Genomic DNA, 19063 nt, shown 5'->3' with positions numbered 1-19063 from the left:
GGACAGGAGATGGATAGCGGCATGACGCAGGGGATCAGCCCGGCCACGACCCTCGACGACGGCATCGTGGCGACCGCGGAGAGCTGCCTCGCTGCCGTCGGCGCGGCCCGCGAGGCGATCCACGGGGTGATCTTCGGCCAGGAGAAGGTCGTCGATCTCGCCCTCGTGACCATCCTGGCCGGCGGCCACGGGCTGCTGGTGGGCCTGCCGGGATTGGCCAAGACCAAGCTCGTGGAGACGCTCGGCACCGTGCTGGGCCTCGACGCGCGGCGCGTGCAGTTCACCCCGGACCTGATGCCCTCCGATATCCTCGGCACCGAGATCCTGGAGGAGGATGCCGAACGTCGCCGCGCCTTCCGGTTCGTGCAGGGGCCGGTCTTCACGCAGCTCCTGATGGCCGACGAGATCAACCGGGCGAGCCCGCGTACGCAGTCGGCCCTGCTCCAGGCCATGCAGGAGGGCCACGTCTCGGTGGCGGGCGCCCGCCACGACCTGCCGCGGCCGTTCCACGTGCTGGCGACGCAGAACCCGATCGAGCAGGAGGGCACCTACCCCCTGCCCGAGGCGCAGCTCGACCGCTTCCTTCTGGAGATCGACGTCGGCTATCCCGACCGCGCCGCCGAGCGGCGGATCCTGATCGAGACCACCGGCGTCGACGAGGCGCGGCCGCGCGCGGTGATGTCCACCGAGCAGCTGCTCACCGCCCAGCGCCTCGTGCGCCGGCTGCCGGTGGGGGAGGCCGTGGTCGAGGCGATCCTCGACCTCGTCCGCGCGGCCCGGCCGGATAGCGGCGACGCCCTGGTGAAGGACAAGCTCCTCTGGGGGCCGGGCCCCCGCGCCAGCCAGGCCCTGACGCTCGCCGCCCGCGCCCGGGCCCTGATCGAGGGCCGGGTCGCGCCCTCCGTGGCCGACGTGAAGGCGCTGGCCGAGCCGGTGCTCAAGCACCGCATGGCGCTGAGCTACACCGCCCGCGCCGACGGCGAGACCATCGAGGGCCTGATCGCCAAGCTTGCGGAGAAGCTCTGAGCCTTCGGCAGTATCGAGTGAGGCGGATGCCGGCGAACGTGAAGAACATGCGTGGTCCAAAGCCGTCGTCAGCGCGGAACCCAGCCGAAGGACTGCGCTGACGATGGTGGCGACGAACGCCCTCGACGCGGGCAGGCGCAGCCCCGGCCGGCGCGAGAGCGAGGGCGCGGCCGCCCTCTCCGACAAGATGCCCCGCCTCGTCCTGGAGGCGCGGCGCGTGTCGAGCCTGCTCGCCCACGGCCTCCACGGCCGCCGCCGGGCCGGGCCGGGCGAAAGCTTCTGGCAGTTCCGCCCCTTCGTCACCGGCGAGGCCGCCGCCCGGGTCGACTGGCGCCGCTCGGCCCGGGACGACCGGCTCTACGTGCGCGAACGGGAATGGGAGGCCGCCCACAACATCTGGCTGTGGATCGACCGCTCGGCCTCGATGGGCTTCGTTTCGGATCTCGCGTCGGCGTCCAAGATCGAGCGGGCTCTGGTCCTCGGTCTGGCCCTGGCGGACGCCTTCGTCGAAGGCGGCGAGCGGGTGGGCCTCCTCGGGTTGACCCGTGCAAGCGCGTCGCGGGGGATCGTCGAGCGTCTCGCCCAGGCGCTGGTGGCCGACCCTGCGGGCCTCACCCAGGACCTGCCGCCTCGGGCCAATCCCGCCCGCTTCGACGAGGTGGTGCTCATCGGCGACTTTCTGACCGCGCCGGACCGGATCGCCGCGGCCGTGCAGAACCTCGCCGGCCGCGGCAGCCGCGGCCATCTCCTGATGGTGGTGGACCCGATCGAGGAGACCTTCCCCTTCACCGGGCAGGCGGTCCTGCACGATCTGGAGGGCGGCCTCAGCCTCGATATCGGCGACGCCGATGCCTGGGGGGCGCGTTACCGCGCCCGGATCGCCGAGCACCGGGCCGCCCTTGCGGCGATCACCCGCGGCCAGGGCTGGACGCTGACGATCCATCGGACGGACCGGCCGGCGAGCGAGGCGGCCCTGCGGCTCGCCACGCTGATCGCCGCCCGCGGCACGGAGTGAGGCCGCCATGCTGGGTCTGACCTTCGCCGCCCCGCTGGCGCTCGCCGCCCTGATCGGCCTGCCGGCCCTGTGGTTCCTGCTGCGGGTGACCCCGCCGCGCCCGCGGCGGATCAATTTCCCGCCGCTGAAGCTCGTCGCGGACCTGATGCCGCAGCGGCAGACCCCGGCGCGGACGCCGCCCTGGCTGCTGATCCTCCGGCTTCTGATCGCCGCCGCCCTGATCCTGGCGGTGGCCGGCCCGGTCTGGAATGCCGGGGGCATCGGGGCCGGTGGCGGCCGCAGCGCCCTCCTCGTGCTCCTCGACAACGGCTTCCCCGCCGCCCACGACTGGCGCGACCGGCTGCGCGTCGCCACCGACGCCGTGGAGGGCGCGGCCCGTGACGGCCGTCCGGTGGCGGTGATCGGGCTCGCCGACGCGCCATCGGCCTTCGAGGCGAAGACGCCGGCCGCCGCCCTGGAGCGTCTGCGCGCCCTGGCGCCGCGCCCGATCCTCCCCGCCCGCGACGCGCATCTCGCCACGATCGAGACGTTCCTGGACAAGAACCGGGGTGCCGCCCTCGTCTGGATCAGCGACGGCGTCGCCGGCGCGAACGATACGCGCTTCGCGAAGGGTCTCGCCGATCTCGTCGGCGACAAGGGCGCCGCCCTCACGGTGCTGCGCGCCGACAGGCCGCCGGCCCTGGCCCTCACCGCCACCGAGAACGCCGGCAAGCTCGTCACGCACGCCCTGCGGGCCGCGCCGAACGGGCGCGATACCGGTTTGATCCGGGCGCTCGACCAGAAGGGCCTGCCGCTCGCCGAGCGCGACTTCGCCTTCGCGGCCGACGCCACCGAGGCGGACGCGACCTTCGAGCTGCCGGTGGAGCTGCGCAACAGCATCAGCCGGCTTGAGATCGCGGGCGAGCGCTCGGCCGGCGCGGTGGTGCTGCAGGACGAGCGCGGCAAGCGGCGCCGGGTCGGCCTCGTCTTCGGCGGCACCCTCGACCAAGCACAGCCCCTGCTGGCGCCGACCTACTACCTGTCCCGGGCGCTCCAGCCCTTCGCGGACGTTCAGGAGCCGCGGGGCGCCAAGGGGATCGCGGAGTCGATCAACCAGCTCCTCGACAATCAGGTCTCGGTCCTCGTTCTGGCCGATGTCGGCGCGCTGGACGAGAAGACCACCGCCCGGATCGAGAGCTTCGTGAAGGAGGGCGGGATGCTGCTGCGCTTCGCCGGTCCGCGGCTCGCTGCCGGCAACGATCCGCTGGTGCCGGTGCGGTTGCGCCGGGGCGGCCGGACGCTCGGCGGCACCCTCTCGTGGGATAGCCCCAAGACCTTGGCGCCGTTCCCGCCCGAGAGCCCCTTCGCGGGCCTGACGCCGCCGGCCGATATCGGCGTGCGCCGCCAGATCCTGGCCGAGCCGGACGGCGACCTGCCGAATCGGACCTGGGCCTCCCTCCAGGACGGCACCCCGATCGTCACCGCGCAGAAGCGCGGCCAGGGCACGATCGTGCTGTTCCACGTCACCGCCGACACGACGTGGTCGAACCTTCCGCTCTCGGGCCTGTTCATCGACATGCTCCGACGCGTCGTGGCGTTGGCTGGCGCCTCGGCACCGGTGCAGGGGGATCCTTCCCGGGCCACCGCGCCGGTGCTCGCCCCGCGGGTGACCCTCGACGGGTTCGGCGCATTGGGCTCGCCGCCGGCCTCGGCCACCGCGGTGTCGGCCGACTACGCCGACCGGGCGACCCTTGAGCATCCGCCGGGCTTCTACGGCCCGCCGGACGGAGGCATCAGCGTGAACGCCCTGAAACCGGATGATCGGTTGAAGCCCCTCGACGCCGCAGCCCTCGACGGCGCCCGGTTCGGATCCCTGGCGGGCGCCGAGACCCTGGACCTGCGACCGAGCCTGTTCACCCTGGCGCTGCTTCTGCTGGCCCTCGACACCCTGGCGGGCCTGTGGCTCGGCGGCTTCCTGCGTCGCGGCGGCCTGGCGGCTCGCCTCCGCGGGCGGCCGGCCGCTCTGGCTCTCGGTGCCCTGCTCCTGCTCGCCGCCCTGCCGGTGCGCCCTGCCCAGGCCGAGGAGCCGCCGGCCAACCGGCCGAACGGCGTCGAATCGGCACTGGTCACGCGCCTCGCCTACGTGATCACGGGCGACGCCGCCGTCGACGAGGCGAGCCGGACCGGCCTCACCGGGCTGACCCAGATGCTCGCCGCGCGCTCTGCCCTGGAGCCGGGTGAGCCCGCCGGCATCGATCCGGCCAAGGACGAGTTGGCCTTCTACCCGCTGATCTACTGGCCGATCGCCCCGAACCGGCCGCAGCCCTCGGACGTGGCGATCCGCAAGATCGACGCGTTCATGCGCAACGGCGGGACCGTCCTATTCGACACCCGGGACGGACTCACCGCCCGTCCTGGCGGTCCGCCCACCCCGGAGGCCGCGTATCTACGCAAGATGCTGGCGACGCTCGAGGTCCCGGAGCTGGAGCCGGTGCCCCTCGACCACGTGCTGACCAAGGCGTTCTACCTGGTGGACAGCTTTCCGGGTCGCTACGCCACCGGCCAGACCTGGGTGGAGGCTCTGCCACCGGCCGCCGATGGCGTCGAACGCCGTCCCGCCCGGGCCGGTGACGGCGTGAGCCCGATCATCATCACGAGCAACGACCTCGCCGCCGCCTGGGCGGTGGGGCGTCGGGGCGAGCCGCTCTATCCCGTCGTGGGCGGTGACCAGCGCCAGCGCGAGATGGCGTTCCGGGGCGGCGTGAACATCGTGATGTACACGCTCACCGGTAACTACAAGGCCGACCAGGTCCACGTGCCCGCGCTGCTGGAGCGGTTGGGGCAGTGACGACCGTCGCGACGTTCCCAAGGCCGCGCGTGCTCCCATCCATCGTCCTCGTCCTGAGGTGCGGCCGCGCAGCGGGCGCCTCGAAGGAGCCCTCCAGAGGTCTCGGCGATCCCTGGAGCCCTCCTTCGGGGCCGCCGACGCGGCGTCTCAGGATGAGGGGATTTGATCGGTCGACCGCCTCGTCCCGCATACGCATCCCGGAGGCCGGACCATCATGCTGAGCCTCAGCTTCACCCCCCTCCTGCCCTGGCCGGCGATCGCCGTCCTGGGCGTCATCGTCGTCGTCCTGGCGGTGTTCGCCGTCCTGGCCCGGGGCCGGACCGCTCTGCTGCGCATGCTCGTCCTCGCTCTCGTTCTGGCAGCGCTCACCAACCCGGCGCTGGTGCGCGAGGACCGGGAGCCCGTGAAGGACGTCGCCGCCATCGTGGTCGACCGGTCCGGATCCCAGGCCCTGGGCGACCGGCCGCAGATGACCGACGCGGTCCGTGCCGAGCTGCAGCGCCGGTTCGGTGCGCTCACCGACATCGAGCCCCGCTTCATCGACGTGCCGGATTCCAAGGACGGCGATGACGGCACCAAGCTGTTCACGGCCCTGAGCCAGGCCCTCGCCGACGTGCCGCCGGAACGCCTGGCCGGGATCGTGATGCTCACCGACGGCGTGGTGCACGACATCCCCGCCTCCCTGGCGCAGCTCGGCATCAAGGCGCCGCTCCACGTCCTCGTCACCGGTCATCCGGACGAGCGCGACCGGCAGATCAAGCTCCTGGAGGCGCCCCGCTTCGGCATCGTCGGCAAGGATCTGACGATCCGCGCCGAGGTCATGGAGCGCGGCGGGACCGGCCACGCCGTCGTCACCGTGCGCCGCGACGGCGAGGAGATCGGCCGGCGGGACGTCGCCACCGACAAGCCGTTCTCCCTCAACCTGCGCATCGAGCATGGCGGCCCGAACGTCGTCGAGATCGAGGTCGAGCCGCTGTCGGGCGAGCTGACCACGGTGAACAACCGCGCGGTCCTGCCCATCGAGGGGATCCGCGAGAAGCTCAGGGTGCTCCTCGTCTCCGGCGAGCCGCACCAGGGCGAGCGCACATGGCGCAACCTTCTGAAGTCGGACGCCAATGTCGACCTCGTCCACTTCACCATCCTGCGCCCTCCGGAGAAGCAGGACGGCACGCCGATCTCGGAACTCTCCCTGATCGCCTTCCCGACGCGCGAGCTGTTCGTCCAGAAGATCAAGGACTTCGACCTGATCATCTTCGACCGCTACGCCAATCAGAGCGTGCTGCCGCAGGCCTATTTCGACAACATCGTCCGCTACGTCCGCGAGGGCGGCGCACTCCTCATCGCGGCCGGGCCCGAATTCGCCGGACCGGCGAGCCTGGCGCGCACCCGGCTGGCCGGGATCCTGCCGGGCGACCCGGACGGGCGCGTGGTCGAGAAGCCCTACAAGGCGACGCCGACGCAGGTCGGCCAGCGCCACCCGGTGACCCGGGCCCTGCCGGGCTCGGATGCGAACCCGCCCGCCTGGGGCGATTGGCTGCGCATCGTGGAGGCGCGCACCCGCCCCGGCATCCAGCCGATCCTGTCGGGGGCCGAGGGGCTGCCGCTGCTCGCCCTCTCGCGCGAGGACAAGGGCCGGGTCGCCCTGCTCCTGTCCGACCACGCCTGGCTGTGGGCCCGGGGCTACCAGGAGGGCGGGCCGTACCTGGATCTGCTGCGCCGCCTCGGCCACTGGCTCATGAAGGAGCCGGCCCTGGAGGAGGAGGCGCTGCGCGCGCAGACCACCGGACGCGGCCGCGAGGTCCGGGTGGAGCGCCAGACCATGGCGGATCAGGCCGAGCCGGTCACCGTCACCGGTCCCACGGGCAAGGTGACGACCCTCACCTTGAAGCCCGGTGAACCGGGTCTGTTCACGGCGACCTTCGATGCGGAAACACTGGGGCTGCACACGCTGCGCTCGGGAAACCTCGTGGCCTTCGTCAGCGTCGGCCCGGCCAATCCGCGCGAACTCGCCGACGTGTTCAGCGACACCGAGCGCCTGAAGGCCGTGGCCGACGGATCGAGCGGCTCGGTGCGCCGGGTCGCCGAGGCCGGCGGCGGCATCCAGGTCCCGCGCCTCGCCCTGGTGCGCGGCGGTCGCCTCGCGGGCAGCGACTGGATCGGCTTCCGGCCGAGCGACAGCGCCAATATCCGCGGCGTCGAGGTCTATCCCCTGGCACTCGGCCTCGCGGCGCTGGCCGCCCTGGCGGCCGCCCTGCTCGCCATGTGGCTGGTCGAGGGCAGACGGGGCCGGGCGGCGTGACAGGCCTTCGGATGGGGAATGGCGTCGCTCGCGCCGGACGGCGTGCGGCCCCGCATGGTCGACGGATGGCGGCCCGCGTCCTATGACCCCCTGATATTTTCGAGTTGTCCGCGCCCGCGCGGGCCCGATGCAACGGAGACAGCCTGCCCGTGACAGCGCAGACCGTGACTGGACGCCTCCTCGCCGCGACGCTCCTCCTCGCCTGCCTCCAGCTCGGTCCGGCCCACGCGCAGGAACCGGTCGCGATGCCGTCGACGCCGGCCACCCTGCCGGCCGCCAACGGCCAGTGGACCCACGCGATCACGCTGATGGGCCAGCCGAAATATGGCCCCGACTTCAAGCATTTCGACTATGCCGACCCGGCCGCGCCCAAGGGCGGGATGGTCCGGTTCGGGGCCCAGGGCGGCTTCGACAATTTCAACATCGTCGTCGCCGGCCTGAAGGGCGACCTCGAGAACGGCATCCAGCAGATCTACGATTCGCTGATGACCGAGTCCTCGGACGAGCCGTTCACCTCCTACGGCCTGCTCGCCGAGGCTGTGCGGATCGCCCCCGATCTCGGCTCGGTCTCGTACCGGCTGCGCGAAAACGCCCGCTGGCACGACGGCAAGCCGATCACCCCCGAGGACGTGGTCTGGTCCTTCGACGTGCTGAAGGCCAACAGCCCGTTCTACGCCGCCTATTACCAGACCGTGGCCAAGGCCGCGGTGACCGGGCCGCGCGAGGTGACCTTCACCTTCACGGAGACCGGCAACCGCGAGCTGCCGCAGGTGATCGGGCAGCTGCGCGTCCTGCCCAAGCACTGGTGGACCGCCCAGGACGCCAACGGCAAGCCGCGCAGCGTCACCGAGACCACCCTGGAGCCGCCGCTCGGCTCGGGCCCCTACCGGCTCGCGAAGTTCGAGCCGGGCCGCACCACGACCTACACCCGCGTCCCCGACTACTGGGGCAAGGACCTGCCGGTGAATGCCGGGCGCTACAACTTCGACACCGAGCGCTACGAGTATTTCCGCGACGGCACCGTGCTGGTTGAGGCGCTGAAAGGCGATCTCTACGATTTCCGCGTGGAGAACATCGCCCGGAACTGGGCGACCGCCTATGAGGATTTCCCGGCCGTGAAGGAGGGGCGGCTGATCAAGGAGGCCTTCCCCGAGCGCGGCATGGGCATCATGCAGGCCTTCGCGTTCAACACCCGCCGGGACAAGTTCAAGGACCCGCGCGTCCGCCGGGCCTTCAACCTCGCGATGAACTACGAGGAGATGAACAAGGCCCTGTTCTACGGCCTGTACAAGCGCATCAACTCCTACTTCTTCGGCTCGGAACTCGCCTCATCGGGCCTGCCGGAGGGCGAGGAGAAGGCGATCCTCGAGAGCGTCCGGGACAAGGTCCCGCCTGCCGTCTTCACCACGCCCTACGCCAACCCAATCAACGACGGCCCGGAGGCGGTGCGCAAGAACCTGCGCGAGGCCGTCGGCCTGCTGCGCGAGGCCGGCTTCGAGCTGCGCGGCGGCAAGATGGTCAGCAAGGCGACCGGCGAGCCGCTGACCGTCGAGTTCCTCGAGTTCCAGAACACGTTCGAGCGCGTGATCCTGCCGTTCTCGGCGCAGCTGAAGCTGATCGGCATCGACGCCACCCTCCGGGTAATCGATCAGGCCCAATACCAGAACCGCATCCGCAACTTCGATTTCGATGTCACCACGACGTCGTGGGGCGAGTCGCTCTCGCCGGGCAACGAGCAGCGCGAGTACTGGGGCTCGGCGGCGGCCGACAAGCCCGGTTCGCGCAACCTGATCGGGATCAAGGATCCCGGCATCGACGCCCTGATCGAGAAGGTGATCTTCGCCAAGGACCGGCACACCGTGATCGCGGCGACGCGGGCCCTCGACCGCGTGCTCCTGGCGCACGATTACGTCGTCCCGCAATGGTCCTCCGACCAGCAGCGGACGCTGCGCTGGAACCGGTTCGGCCACCCGGCGATCCTGCCGCTCTATGCCAGCTCCGGCTTCCCGACGACGTGGTGGTACGACGAGAAGCTTGCGGCCAAGACCGGGGCACCCCGTTGACGGGCGGTCCCGGGTTGCCGACCCGGCGCGGGCTGGTCCTCGGGGCCGGCGCCCTGGCGGCGATGCCGCCGTGGCGCCGCGCCAAGGCGGCCGACGCCGCCGAGCGCCACGGCCTGTCCAGCTTCGGCGAGCTGAAATACGGACCCGACTTCGCGCATTTCGACTACGTGAACCCGATGGCACCGCGCGGCGGGCGCTTCTCGGCGCAGCTCGCCGCGACGACCGGCAACCAGTCGCTCAACACCTTCAACACGCTCAACATCTACGTGCTGCGCGGCGACGGGGCCGCCGGCATGCCCCTGACCTTCGACAGCCTGATGGTCCGGGCCCTCGACGAGCCGGATGCCCTCTACGGGCTGGTGGCGCGCGCCGTCACGGTCAGTCCGGACGGCCTGACCTACACGTTCGCGCTGCGCCCGCAGGCGCGGTTCCATGACGGCTCGCCGCTGACCGCGCGGGACGCGGCCTTCAGCCTCAAGCTCCTGCGCGACAAGGGCCACCCCGAGATTGCCGAGGTGATCCGGCCCATGACCGATGCCCGGGCCGAGGGCGACGGGCGGCTGGTGGTGACCTTCGAGCCGGGCCGCGCCCGGGACCTGCCGCTGTTCGTCGCGCAGCTGCCGCTCTTCTCCGCCGCCTACTACGCCGGCCGGGACTTCGAGGCCTCGACCCTGGACGCGCCCCTCGGCTCCGGGCCCTACCGGGTCGGCACGGTCGATCCGGGCCGGTCCATCGGCCTGGAGCGCGTGCCTGATTACTGGGCCGCCGAGCTGCCGGTGAATGTCGGCCAGAACAATTTCGACGCGATCCGCTACGAGTATTTCCGCGACCGCACCGTGGCGTTCGAGGCGTTCAAGAGCGGCGCCTTCACGTTCCGCGAGGAGTTCACCGCCCGGGTCTGGGCGACCGGATACGATTTCCCGGCGATGACCGAGGGTCGCGTGGTCCGCGAGATGGTGCCGGATGCCCGGCCGAGCGGCACCCAGGGCTGGTGGATCAACACCCGCCGCGCGGCGTTCCGCGACCCGCGGGTGCGCGAGGCGATCGGCCTGTGCTTCGATTTCGAATGGTCGAACCGCAACCTGATGTACGGCGCCTACACGCGCACGGCCTCGTTCTTCGAGAATTCCGACCTCAAGGCGACCGGCAAGCCCTCGGCCGAGGAACTCGCCCTGCTGGAGCCGTTCAAGGACCTGCCGCCGGAGGTATTCGGCGAGGCCTGGACGCCGCCGGTCTCCGACGGGTCCGGCCAGGACCGGGCGCTGCTCAAGCGCGCCGACGCGCTCCTGCGGGAGGCCGGCTGCACCCGCCAGGGTGGCAGCCTCATGCTGCCCGGCGGCCAGCCCCTGACCCTCGAGTTCCTCTATGAGGATCCGGTCTTCCAGGCGGTCACGCAGCCGTTCATCCGCAACCTGGGACTGCTCGGCATCAAGGCGAGCCTGCGCACGGTCGACCCGTCCCAGTACCAGGCGCGGCTTAAGGATTTCGACTTCGACGTCACGCCGCGCCGCTACAGCAGCGGGCTCACCCCCGGCGCGGAGCTGCGCGAGACCTACGGCTCCCGGTCCGCCGGGACCGCGGGCTCCAACAACCTCTCGGGGATCGCGAACCCGGTGATCGACGCGCTGCTCACCGCCGTCGCCGACGCGACGTCGCGGGCGGACCTGACCACGGCCTGCCGGGCCCTGGACCGGGTCCTGCGGGCCGGGCGCTACTGGGTGCCGATGTGGTACGCCTCGACCCACCGTCTCGCCCTGTGGGACGTGTTCGGCCGCCCCGCCACGCCGCCGAAATACGATCTCGGCGCCCCCGGGACGTGGTGGTTCGACGCCGACAAGGCCAAGCGGATCGGCCGGGACTGACGCCATGCTCGCCTACATCCTGCGCCGCATCGGTCTGATGATCCCGACCCTGTTCGGGATCATGCTGATCACCTTCACGATCGTGCAGTTCGCCCCAGGCGGCCCGGTGGAGCGGGTTCTGTCGCAGCTCCAGGGCCAGCGCGACGGAGCCATGTCCCGCGTCACCGGCGGATCGGGCGACCTCGGCGGCGCCAGCCGGCCGTCGGGCGGTGGCGGCGACGCCAGCTCCCGCTATCGCGGCGCTCAAGGATTGAGCCCGGAATTCATCGCCAAGCTCGAGAAGCAGTTCGGCTTCGACAAGCCTGCACCCGAGCGCTTCGCCAAGATGCTCTGGGACTATGTCCGGTTCGATTTCGGACGCAGCTACTTCCGCGATGTCACCGTCATCCAGCTGATCAAGGAGCGGCTGCCGGTCTCGATCTCGCTCGGCCTGTGGATGACGCTCCTGTCCTACGCGATCTCGATCCCGCTGGGCATCCGCAAGGCGGTGGCGGACGGCACGCAATTCGACCGCGCGACCTCCTTCGTGGTGATCATCGGCTACGCGATCCCGGGCTTCATGTTCGGACTGATGCTCATCATCCTCTTCGCCGGCGGATCGTTCTACCAATGGTTCCCGCTGCGCGGGCTGACCAGCGAAGGCTGGGAGAGCTTCTCGACCTGGCACAAGGTGACCGACTACGCGTGGCACATGGTGTTGCCGCTCACAGCCCTGGTGATCGGCGCCTTCGCAACCTCGACCCTGCTCACGAAGAACTCGTTCCTCGACGAGATCCGCAAGCAATACGTGCTCACCGCACGGATGAAGGGGCTCTCCGAGCGGCGCGTGCTCTACGGCCACGTGTTCCGCAACGCCATGCTGATCGTGATCGCGGGCTTCCCCGGGGCCTTCATCTCGGCCTTCTTCACCGGCTCGCTACTGATCGAGACGATCTTCTCCCTCGACGGCCTGGGCGAGCTGTCGTTCCGGGCGATCGTCGGGCGCGACTATCCGGTGGTGTTCGCCACCCTCTACATCTTCTCGCTGCTTGGTCTCGCGGTGAACCTGCTCTCCGACCTGATCTACGTCTGGATCGACCCGCGGATCGACTTCTCCGCGCGGGCGACGTGAAGATTTTCCAGGGCGCCCACACCATACGAAAGGATACGGATCGCTGAAATTTCTTCCGCATCCCGCGGGACAGAAAAGATTCACCCCGACCCAGACCCCTTCAACACGCATACGCCGGCTGACACAGACCGCCTTTGCTGGCAATGTCAGGGCAGGATCGATCCTGATCCGCGACTTTAGGCAGACGGGTCGTGGCATTGTCTTCTGGCGCAGGCTCGTCGTCGATGTCGGACCAGCACGAAAGCTTGGAAGCCGGGCCGCACCCCGCTCCCATTGCCGTCATCGGGGCAGGCTTCAGCGGCACGATGGCGGCGATACAGCTGCTCGCCCGCTTGCCGCCGCACCAGTCGGTTCTGTTGTGTGAACGGGCGGAGCGCTTCGGGAGCGGTCGCGCCTACGCCACCGGGAACCCCGACCACCTGCTCAACGTGCGCGCCGCCAACATGAGCGCCTATCCCGACCGGCCCTCCCATTTCGAAGACTGGCTTTCGAAGATCGCCGCGGGTGAGGCGGGCACCGGTGCCGGCAACCCCGCGATCGGGCACGGACATGTGGGCATCTGGCGGACCCCGGCCGGGACCTTCGCGGCACGCGGGCTATACGGAGATTATCTGGCGGCGCTTCTGACCGAAGCGGTGACAGGCGGTTCGACGCCGCGGCTGCACCTGATCAACGACATGATCATCGACCTCGTGCCGGACGAGGACCGTCTGGTCATGGTTGCCGAGGGCGGCCGACGCGTCGACGTCGCGGGTGCGGTGCTGGCGATGGGCAACCTCGCCCTGCCCCAGGAACCGGAAAGCCGCTTCCGGGGCGATCCGTGGAATCCGGCGCATGACGCGCGGCTGCATCCGGATCATCCGGTTCTCATCATCGGGACCGGTCTCAGCATGGTCGATGCGGTGATCAGTCTTCGGCGCCATGGCTTTCGCGGGCAGATCATCGCGCTCTCGCGGCGGGGGCGGATCCCGGCCGTGCACGTACGCGCCGCCCCCTGGCCGCGTCCGGACTTCACGGCCGCCGAGACCCGTTCGATCACCCGGCTTCTGGGCCGGATCCGCCGGGAGGTCGCCTCCGCGGCGGAGGCTCGCATCGCCTGGCACGGGGTGATCGACGCTCTGCGGCCGGTTACGGACGCCCTCTGGCTCGGCTTGCCGCCAGCCGACCAGGCGCGCTTCCTGCGCCATCTCCGCCCGTTCTGGGACACGCATCGGCACCGCTCCGCACCGCCCACGGGCGCGGCCATCGCCGACGAGATCGAAGCCGGCTCGCTTCAGGTGCTCGCCGGAAAGCTGGTGGCGATCGAGGATCAGACCGGTGAAGCGCGCGTCACGTACCGGCCGCGGGGGGCATCCGAACCCAGAACCCTCGGCGTGCAGCGCATCTTCGATGTTCGCGGCGTCGGACGGGTCGCGGATACGACCGACCCGCTTCTGCGCAATCTGATCGGTCGCGGCCTTGTCCGAGCCGGTCCGTTCGGCCTCGGTCTTGCCGTGCGCCCCGATCTGACGGTCCTGGGTGCATCCGATACAGCGGCGCGCCTCTGGACTCTGGGCCCGTTGCTCCGCGGCGCATACTGGGAATGCACGGCCGTGCCGGACATCCGCAACCAAGCCGTCGACCTGGCTCGGTCCGTCGCGGCGGCGCAGGAACCGTCCGCATCGCTTGAGCCCTCTGCACAGGCTTGAGAGTCGGTCCCGATCAGGTTGCCGAGCGGGGAGGGTGAGCGTCGAGCACCCGCGCCACCGTCAGTCGTAGTGTCTGGACACTTCGATACCCCACCGCCGCCGCCACAACCCGGGGCGGGCGTCCTTCGGCCGCGAGCGCCAGCGCACGGATCACCCGGGCCCGGGCCCGCCAATCACCGAAACTCAGGCCCGTCTCGGCGCGGAACCCCCGGGTCAGCGTGCGCCGGCTCGCCCCGGCCCGGTCGGCCCAGGCATCGAGGTCGTCCTCCGAGGCCGGATTCTCGATCAGCTCCAGGCAGACCCGGCGCAGGCGTGCGTCGCGCGGCAGTGGCAGGGCGAGCGGCGTGGCGGGGGCCCGGCCGATCTCGTCGAGGACCAGAGCGGCGAGATGGCCGCCGCGGCCATCCTCTGCGTAGAGCACAGGCTCCTCGGCCAGCGCCGTAAGCGCGGAGGCGAGGAGCCGCGACACCGCGATCACCCGGCAACTCGCCGGGAAGGACCGAACCGCGGCGGGATCCAGATAGGCCGAGCACATCGAGACGGCGCCGTGGGTCGCGACCGCGTGCGGCAGCCGCGGCGGGATCCAGAGCGCGTGCCCCTCGGGAACCACCCAGGTGCCGTCCTCCGCGAACGCCATCATCAGCCCGGTCGTGGCGTAGAGCAGCTGCGCGCGGGGATGGAAGTGCCGGGCGAGATGCATCCCGGCCGCGTAGGTCTTGGGCATCACTGCGACCGGGCGCGGGACGTCCTGATAGTCGGCCGCCTCGGTCGACCGCTTCGCGGCGACAGGTGCCTCCGTCAACATTGGCCCGTTCGCATACATATCCGGCCCAACACCACCATCGGGTCAGGCTATCAGCGCGCAGTCCCGGAGGATACGCCGCGATGGATTCCGATACGCTGTCCCGCCGCACCCTGCGCTTCGTCAACGTCGCGCATGCCCTCGACCATTTCGTACTGCTGATCTACCCGACCGCCGTCATCGCCATCGCGGCCCAGACGGGGCTCGGCTACGGCGAGCTGATCGGGCTCGCCACCGGCGCCTTCGTGGCCTTCGGCCTGTGCTCCCTCCCGATGGGTTCGCTCGCCGACCGGTTCGGGCGGCGCAACATGCTGGCGGTGTTCTTCTTCGGTTACGGCCTGTCCTGCCTCGGCGTGGCGAGCGCCTCGACGCCGCTGGCCTTCGCCCTCTGGCTCTGCGTGCTCGGGCTCGCCTCGGCGATCTACCACCCGGTCGGCTCGGCCATGCTGGTGACCCATGCCCGCCGGCTCGGGCGCGATCTCGGCATCAACGGCGTCTGGGGCAATTTCGGCGCGGCCTCGGCTTCCGGACTCACGGCGCTGCTCGCCGCCGCCGTCAGTTGGCGCGCGGCCTTCGTGGTCCCGGGCCTCGTCTGCCTCGCCTGCGGGGCCGCCTTCCTGGCCCTGGTGCCGGGCGACGGGGACGCCTCGGGCCAGAAGGCCGGCGGCGCGGCGGTGATCCCGGTGACCCGGCCCTGGGCGCTGCTGGCGATGTTCGCCCTGTCGATCTTCGCGGGCGGCCTGACCTTCAACCTGACGACGATCAGCCTGCCGAAGGTGATCGACGAGGGCGTCGGGCAGGCGCTGCCGCTGGCGCTCACCGGCTCCCTCGCCACCGGCGTGTTCCTGTTCGGCGCGCTGATGCAGTTGGCCATGGGCCGCCTCATCGACCGCTACAGCCTGCCGTCCCTGTTCGTGGCGCTCTCGGTGCTGCAGCCGGTGGGGCTCGGGATCGCCGCCCTCTCCACCGGCCTGCCGCTGCTCGCCGGGCTCGTGCTGGCCATGACGGCGATCTACGGGCAGGTGGTGATCAACGACGCGATGATCGCCCGCTACGTCCCGCCCGTCTACCGGGCCCGGGCCTACAGCCTGCGCTACTTCGTGGGCTTCACGGCGAGCGGCTTCGTGGTGCCGGCGATCGCCCTCCTGCATGACCGCGGCGGCTTCGCGCTGGTTCTCGGCGTCGCCTCCGCCTGCGGCGCGGTGATCTGGCTCTCGGCCCTCGGCTTCCTGCGGCTGACCCAGGGCGGCGGACAGTCCGCTCTGGCGGCCGCCGAGTAGCGCGGCGGTTTGCGGGTCCGGCCCGGCGCTGCTACGCGGCGCCGGTCCGAGCCGCGAGCAACCCGTGACCGATCTGTCCCTCGTCATCCGACCCGAGCGGCCGGAGGATGCCCCCGCCATCGAGCGGCTCCATGCCCGGGCCTTCGGCCCCGGCCGCTTCGCCCGTACCGCCTACCGCCTCCGCGAGGGCGCGGCCGAGCGGATCGATCTCGGCATCACCGCCTCGGTGGGCAGCTTCCTCGTCGGCTCGGTCCGGATGGGGCCGGTGCGGACCGGGGCGACATCCTTCGTGATGCTCGGTCCGCTGGCCGTCGATCCGAGCTTCGCGGGCCGCGGCATCGGCGGTACCCTGACCCGCGCGGCGATCGAGGGGGCGCGGCAGGCGGGCGAGGGTCTCGTGATCCTCGTCGGCGACGCGCCCTACTACGCCCGCTTCGGCTTCACGCCGGTCCCGCCCGGGCGCCTGAGCCTGCCGGGACCGGTCGACCACGCGCGCCTGCTGTGGCTGGAACTGGCCGACGGCTTCAGCGCAGGCGCGTCCGGCCTCGTCGAGGCCCGCGGCGCGTCGCTTTAAGGGACACCGCCGCGCGCCTCCGGCAGCGCGCGGGGGCCATGGCGACGGAAACTGACGCCGTCGGCGAGCGCGAGCCCGTCAGGCCCGCCGGAGCGCCAGCGCGGCGATCAGCCCGGCGGAGAGGAGCGCCAGCGCCACCGGCGTCGCCGAGGTCGCGGGCCAGGCGGAGGCGGCCGCCGTGAACAGCGCCCCGAAGGTCATCTGCGTGAAGCCGTAGAGGCTGGAGGCTGAGCCGGCCGCGTGCGGATCGACGTTCATGAGCCCCGCCACCGCATTGGGGCTGAGCAGGCCGACGCCCACCGCGTAGGCGAAGAGCGGCACGATCAGGCTGACGACGCCGAGCATCCCGGTGCGGTCCACGATCAGCAGCGTCAGCGCCGCGGCGATGCAGAGGAGATTGCCGCTCCGCGCCGCCTTTCGGATCGGCACCCTGGCGGCGAGCCGGCTCGCCAGGACGGCCCCGCCGACCATGCCGAACACGACGATCAGGCAGTCGAATCCCACCTCCTGAGAGGAGCGCCCGAGCCGGTCCACGAGGAGGAACGGCGCCACGGCCAGGAAGGCGTAGAGGCTGGTCCCGCCGCAGGCCCCCGCCACCAGATAGGCGCGGAACACGGGGATCCGCACGAGCCGGAGGTACCCGGACAGAACCGCGACGAATCCCGGCAGCGCCACCTTGTGGCGGTTGGTCTCGGGCAGGGTGAAGACCACGAGCGCGCCCAGCAGGGCGACGAGGCCGGCCAGCACCACGAACACGGCGCGCCAGCCGAAGGCCTCGGTCACGACGCCGCCGATCGCCGGCGCCAGGGCGGGCGTGAGCGTCATCGCGGTGGTGAGGATCGCGAGCTTCCGGGCGGCGTCCTCGCGGGTGGAGACGTCGCGCACCATCGCCCGGCCGATCACCAGGGAGCCGCAGGCGCCGAGCGATTGCAGGACCCGGGCGACGAGCAGGACGCCGATGTTCGGCGCCGGGATCGCGAGCAGCAATCCGGCGAGATAGAGGCCGAGGCCGCCGATCAGGACCGGCCGCCGGCCGTACCGGTCCGAGAGCGGGCCGTAGAGCAGCTGACCGCCCGCAAGCCCGATCAGGTAGACGGTGATCGTCAGTTGCGCGCCGGCGGCGTTGGTGCCGAGGTCCACGGCCGCCGCCGCCAGCGCCGGCACGAAGATGTGCAGCGCCACCGTCCCGGTCATGGTCACGGCAACGAGCAGCGGGAGGGGCGCCCGGCGCTCCTCCCCAACGGAACTTCGGTCAGCCAAGGGGTCCTACGCGGTTTTCAATCCGGCACGATGCCGGGGCGCGGCCGCCTTAGAGCAAGGGGCGCGCCCGGAGCCATGCCGGCGGAACGCGCCTGACACGCGAGGGGCGGGACCGTCCGGAGCCCCGCACCCGGTCCGTGCCTCTACTCCTTCGGAAGCGGCTGCGGGGTCGGCAGCGGCGCGTTCAGGTCCTTGGTCGGGCCGCCGACCTCGAGATCCTTCGCCCGGTCGACCGCCTCGGGATTGGCCTGCGCGGGCGGCTCCTTGGCGGCCGGCGCCGTCGGCGCGGTCGGCTCGGCGGGGATCAGGCTCGAAGGCTGACCCTGCTGGTCGCTGTCATGGGCGCCGGCCGGCGGAGCCGGGGCGTTGCGGTCGCTCGATTCACCGGTCGTCCGCGGGCTGCCGGGCGACTTCGCCTCGACCGGCTTGGCGGTGCCGGTCTCGGCGGGCTTGGCCGGGCTGTCCTTGCCTTCGGACGCCTTGCCGGCGGCGGGCTTGTCGGCGGACGGCTTCTCGGCGGGCGCAGCCGCGGGCTTGTCGTCAGGCTTGGCCGCCGCAGGCGCAGCCGACGGGGCCTCGTCCTTCTCGACGGCGGGGAGCGGCTTCGGCGTCTCGGCCAGGGTTCGCAGATAGGCGATGACGTTGGCCCGCTCCTGCGGCGAAGCGATGCCGGCGTAGGCCATCTTCGTGCCCTTCACGTAGCCCTTCGGGTTGGTGAGGAACCCGTCGAGGTCGGCATAGGTCCACGTGCCGCCCTTCTCCTTCAGGGCCGCCGAATAGTCGAAGCCTGGATGTGAGGCCTTCGGCCGCTCCACGACCCCGTACAGGTCGGGCCCGACCTTGTTCGGGCCGCCCTTCTCGAAATTGTGGCAGGCATGGCAGGCCTTGGTGCCGGCCTCGCCCTTCTCGACATTGGCGCTGGCGAGGCGGACGGCGATCGGCTCGACCTTGGCCTCGGGCGCCGCGGCGGCGGCCTCGGGCTGCGGCTCGGGGAGGTCGTAGCCGGCGTTGCCCGCCGGCTTCGGGTGGTAGATCAATTCGGCGACGAAACCCGATCCGGCCGCGAACAGAAGGGCGCCGAGGACCGCACCCAGGACCTTGTTCACCTCGAACGAGTTCATGCTCTTCTCGCAACTCGGCCGTGCCGATCGCGCGCCTGACACGGGCGAGCGGGCTCGGACACCGGACATTGGAAGATTTCGAGGTTGCCTTAGCGGTTCCGGGCGGCTCCTGACAATGCCACCAGAGGGCTCCGC

The 19063-nt window shown here is 71.3% G+C and carries 13 protein-coding genes; 10 read left to right on the top strand and 3 right to left on the bottom strand.

Features of this window, described 5'->3' with window-relative positions; all coding sequences use genetic code 11:
- Window positions 1–21: 21 nt before the first annotated feature.
- The 8 genes from PQI07_RS14020 (at window position 22) to PQI07_RS13985 (ending at window position 13891) form a co-directional block, all read left to right on the top strand.
- On the top strand, window positions 22–1026 hold the full coding sequence (locus tag PQI07_RS14020; protein WP_043381190.1) for an AAA family ATPase: 1005 nt from the start codon (window positions 22–24) through the stop codon (window positions 1024–1026).
- A gap of 103 nt (window positions 1027–1129) precedes the next feature.
- Window positions 1130–2041 carry a DUF58 domain-containing protein gene (locus PQI07_RS14015; protein WP_043381192.1) on the top strand — a complete coding sequence of 304 codons (912 nt, stop codon included), beginning with the start codon at window positions 1130–1132 and terminating at the stop codon, window positions 2039–2041.
- 7 nt (window positions 2042–2048) lie between these two features.
- Window positions 2049–4868 carry a DUF4159 domain-containing protein gene (locus tag PQI07_RS14010; RefSeq protein ID WP_274926808.1) on the top strand — a complete coding sequence of 940 codons (2820 nt, stop codon included), beginning with the start codon at window positions 2049–2051 and terminating at the stop codon, window positions 4866–4868.
- A 214-nt stretch (window positions 4869–5082) separates the two neighbouring features.
- Window positions 5083–7167 (top strand): hypothetical protein, encoded by a 2085-nt coding sequence (locus PQI07_RS14005; RefSeq protein ID WP_274926807.1) that lies wholly within the window; start codon window positions 5083–5085, stop codon window positions 7165–7167.
- Between the two features lie 149 nt (window positions 7168–7316).
- A complete protein-coding gene (locus PQI07_RS14000) occupies window positions 7317–9230 on the top strand; it encodes an extracellular solute-binding protein (protein WP_274926806.1) in 1914 nt (637 codons plus the stop codon).
- A 62-nt stretch (window positions 9231–9292) separates the two neighbouring features.
- Entirely contained in the window at window positions 9293–11092 is a 1800-nt protein-coding gene (locus tag PQI07_RS13995; protein WP_274927721.1) for an extracellular solute-binding protein, read from the top strand.
- Between the two features lie 4 nt (window positions 11093–11096).
- Complete coding sequence (locus PQI07_RS13990) at window positions 11097–12203, top strand: microcin C ABC transporter permease YejB (RefSeq protein WP_043350022.1); 1107 nt, start codon at window positions 11097–11099, stop codon at window positions 12201–12203.
- A gap of 224 nt (window positions 12204–12427) precedes the next feature.
- Window positions 12428–13891 carry an FAD/NAD(P)-binding protein gene (locus tag PQI07_RS13985; RefSeq protein WP_274926805.1) on the top strand — a complete coding sequence of 488 codons (1464 nt, stop codon included), beginning with the start codon at window positions 12428–12430 and terminating at the stop codon, window positions 13889–13891.
- 13 nt (window positions 13892–13904) lie between these two features.
- Here PQI07_RS13985 and PQI07_RS13980 read toward each other — a convergent pair whose 3' ends face one another.
- Complete coding sequence (locus PQI07_RS13980) at window positions 13905–14696, bottom strand: AraC family transcriptional regulator (protein ID WP_236952718.1); 792 nt, start codon at window positions 14694–14696, stop codon at window positions 13905–13907.
- 80 nt (window positions 14697–14776) lie between these two features.
- On the opposite strand from PQI07_RS13980, the gene PQI07_RS13975 reads away from it, so the two are divergent.
- Together PQI07_RS13975 and PQI07_RS13970 are read left to right on the top strand one after the other, a co-directional pair.
- On the top strand, window positions 14777–15973 hold the full coding sequence (locus tag PQI07_RS13975; RefSeq protein ID WP_043758956.1) for an MFS transporter: 1197 nt from the start codon (window positions 14777–14779) through the stop codon (window positions 15971–15973).
- A 64-nt stretch (window positions 15974–16037) separates the two neighbouring features.
- Complete coding sequence (locus PQI07_RS13970; protein WP_274926804.1) at window positions 16038–16547, top strand: GNAT family N-acetyltransferase; 510 nt, start codon at window positions 16038–16040, stop codon at window positions 16545–16547.
- 78 nt (window positions 16548–16625) lie between these two features.
- On the opposite strand, the gene PQI07_RS13965 is transcribed toward PQI07_RS13970, so the two are convergent.
- Together PQI07_RS13965 and PQI07_RS13960 are read right to left on the bottom strand one after the other, a co-directional pair.
- Complete coding sequence (locus PQI07_RS13965; protein WP_043350030.1) at window positions 16626–17807, bottom strand: multidrug effflux MFS transporter; 1182 nt, start codon at window positions 17805–17807, stop codon at window positions 16626–16628.
- A gap of 143 nt (window positions 17808–17950) precedes the next feature.
- Complete coding sequence (locus PQI07_RS13960; RefSeq protein ID WP_274926803.1) at window positions 17951–18928, bottom strand: c-type cytochrome; 978 nt, start codon at window positions 18926–18928, stop codon at window positions 17951–17953.
- Window positions 18929–19063 lie beyond the last annotated feature (135 nt).

It is taken from the genome of Methylobacterium sp. 092160098-2 (assembly GCF_028920805.1).
Lineage (GTDB): Bacteria > Pseudomonadota > Alphaproteobacteria > Rhizobiales > Beijerinckiaceae > Methylobacterium > Methylobacterium fujisawaense.
The sequence above is the reverse complement of the archived record's forward strand: the minus strand, read 5'-3'. Positions and strand labels throughout refer to the sequence as shown.

Coding starts and splice junctions, on each gene's coding strand:
- PQI07_RS14020 (WP_043381190.1), top strand. CDS start 22: ATGACGCAGGGGATCAGCCCGGCCACGACCCTCGACGACGGCATCGTG.
- PQI07_RS14015 (WP_043381192.1), top strand. CDS start 1,130: ATGGTGGCGACGAACGCCCTCGACGCGGGCAGGCGCAGCCCCGGCCGG.
- PQI07_RS14010 (WP_274926808.1), top strand. CDS start 2,049: ATGCTGGGTCTGACCTTCGCCGCCCCGCTGGCGCTCGCCGCCCTGATC.
- PQI07_RS14005 (WP_274926807.1), top strand. CDS start 5,083: ATGCTGAGCCTCAGCTTCACCCCCCTCCTGCCCTGGCCGGCGATCGCC.
- PQI07_RS13995 (WP_274927721.1), top strand. CDS start 9,293: ATGCCGCCGTGGCGCCGCGCCAAGGCGGCCGACGCCGCCGAGCGCCAC.
- PQI07_RS13990 (WP_043350022.1), top strand. CDS start 11,097: ATGCTCGCCTACATCCTGCGCCGCATCGGTCTGATGATCCCGACCCTG.
- PQI07_RS13985 (WP_274926805.1), top strand. CDS start 12,428: ATGTCGGACCAGCACGAAAGCTTGGAAGCCGGGCCGCACCCCGCTCCC.
- PQI07_RS13980 (WP_236952718.1), bottom strand. CDS start 14,696: ATGTTGACGGAGGCACCTGTCGCCGCGAAGCGGTCGACCGAGGCGGCC.
- PQI07_RS13975 (WP_043758956.1), top strand. CDS start 14,777: ATGGATTCCGATACGCTGTCCCGCCGCACCCTGCGCTTCGTCAACGTC.
- PQI07_RS13960 (WP_274926803.1), bottom strand. CDS start 18,928: ATGAACTCGTTCGAGGTGAACAAGGTCCTGGGTGCGGTCCTCGGCGCC.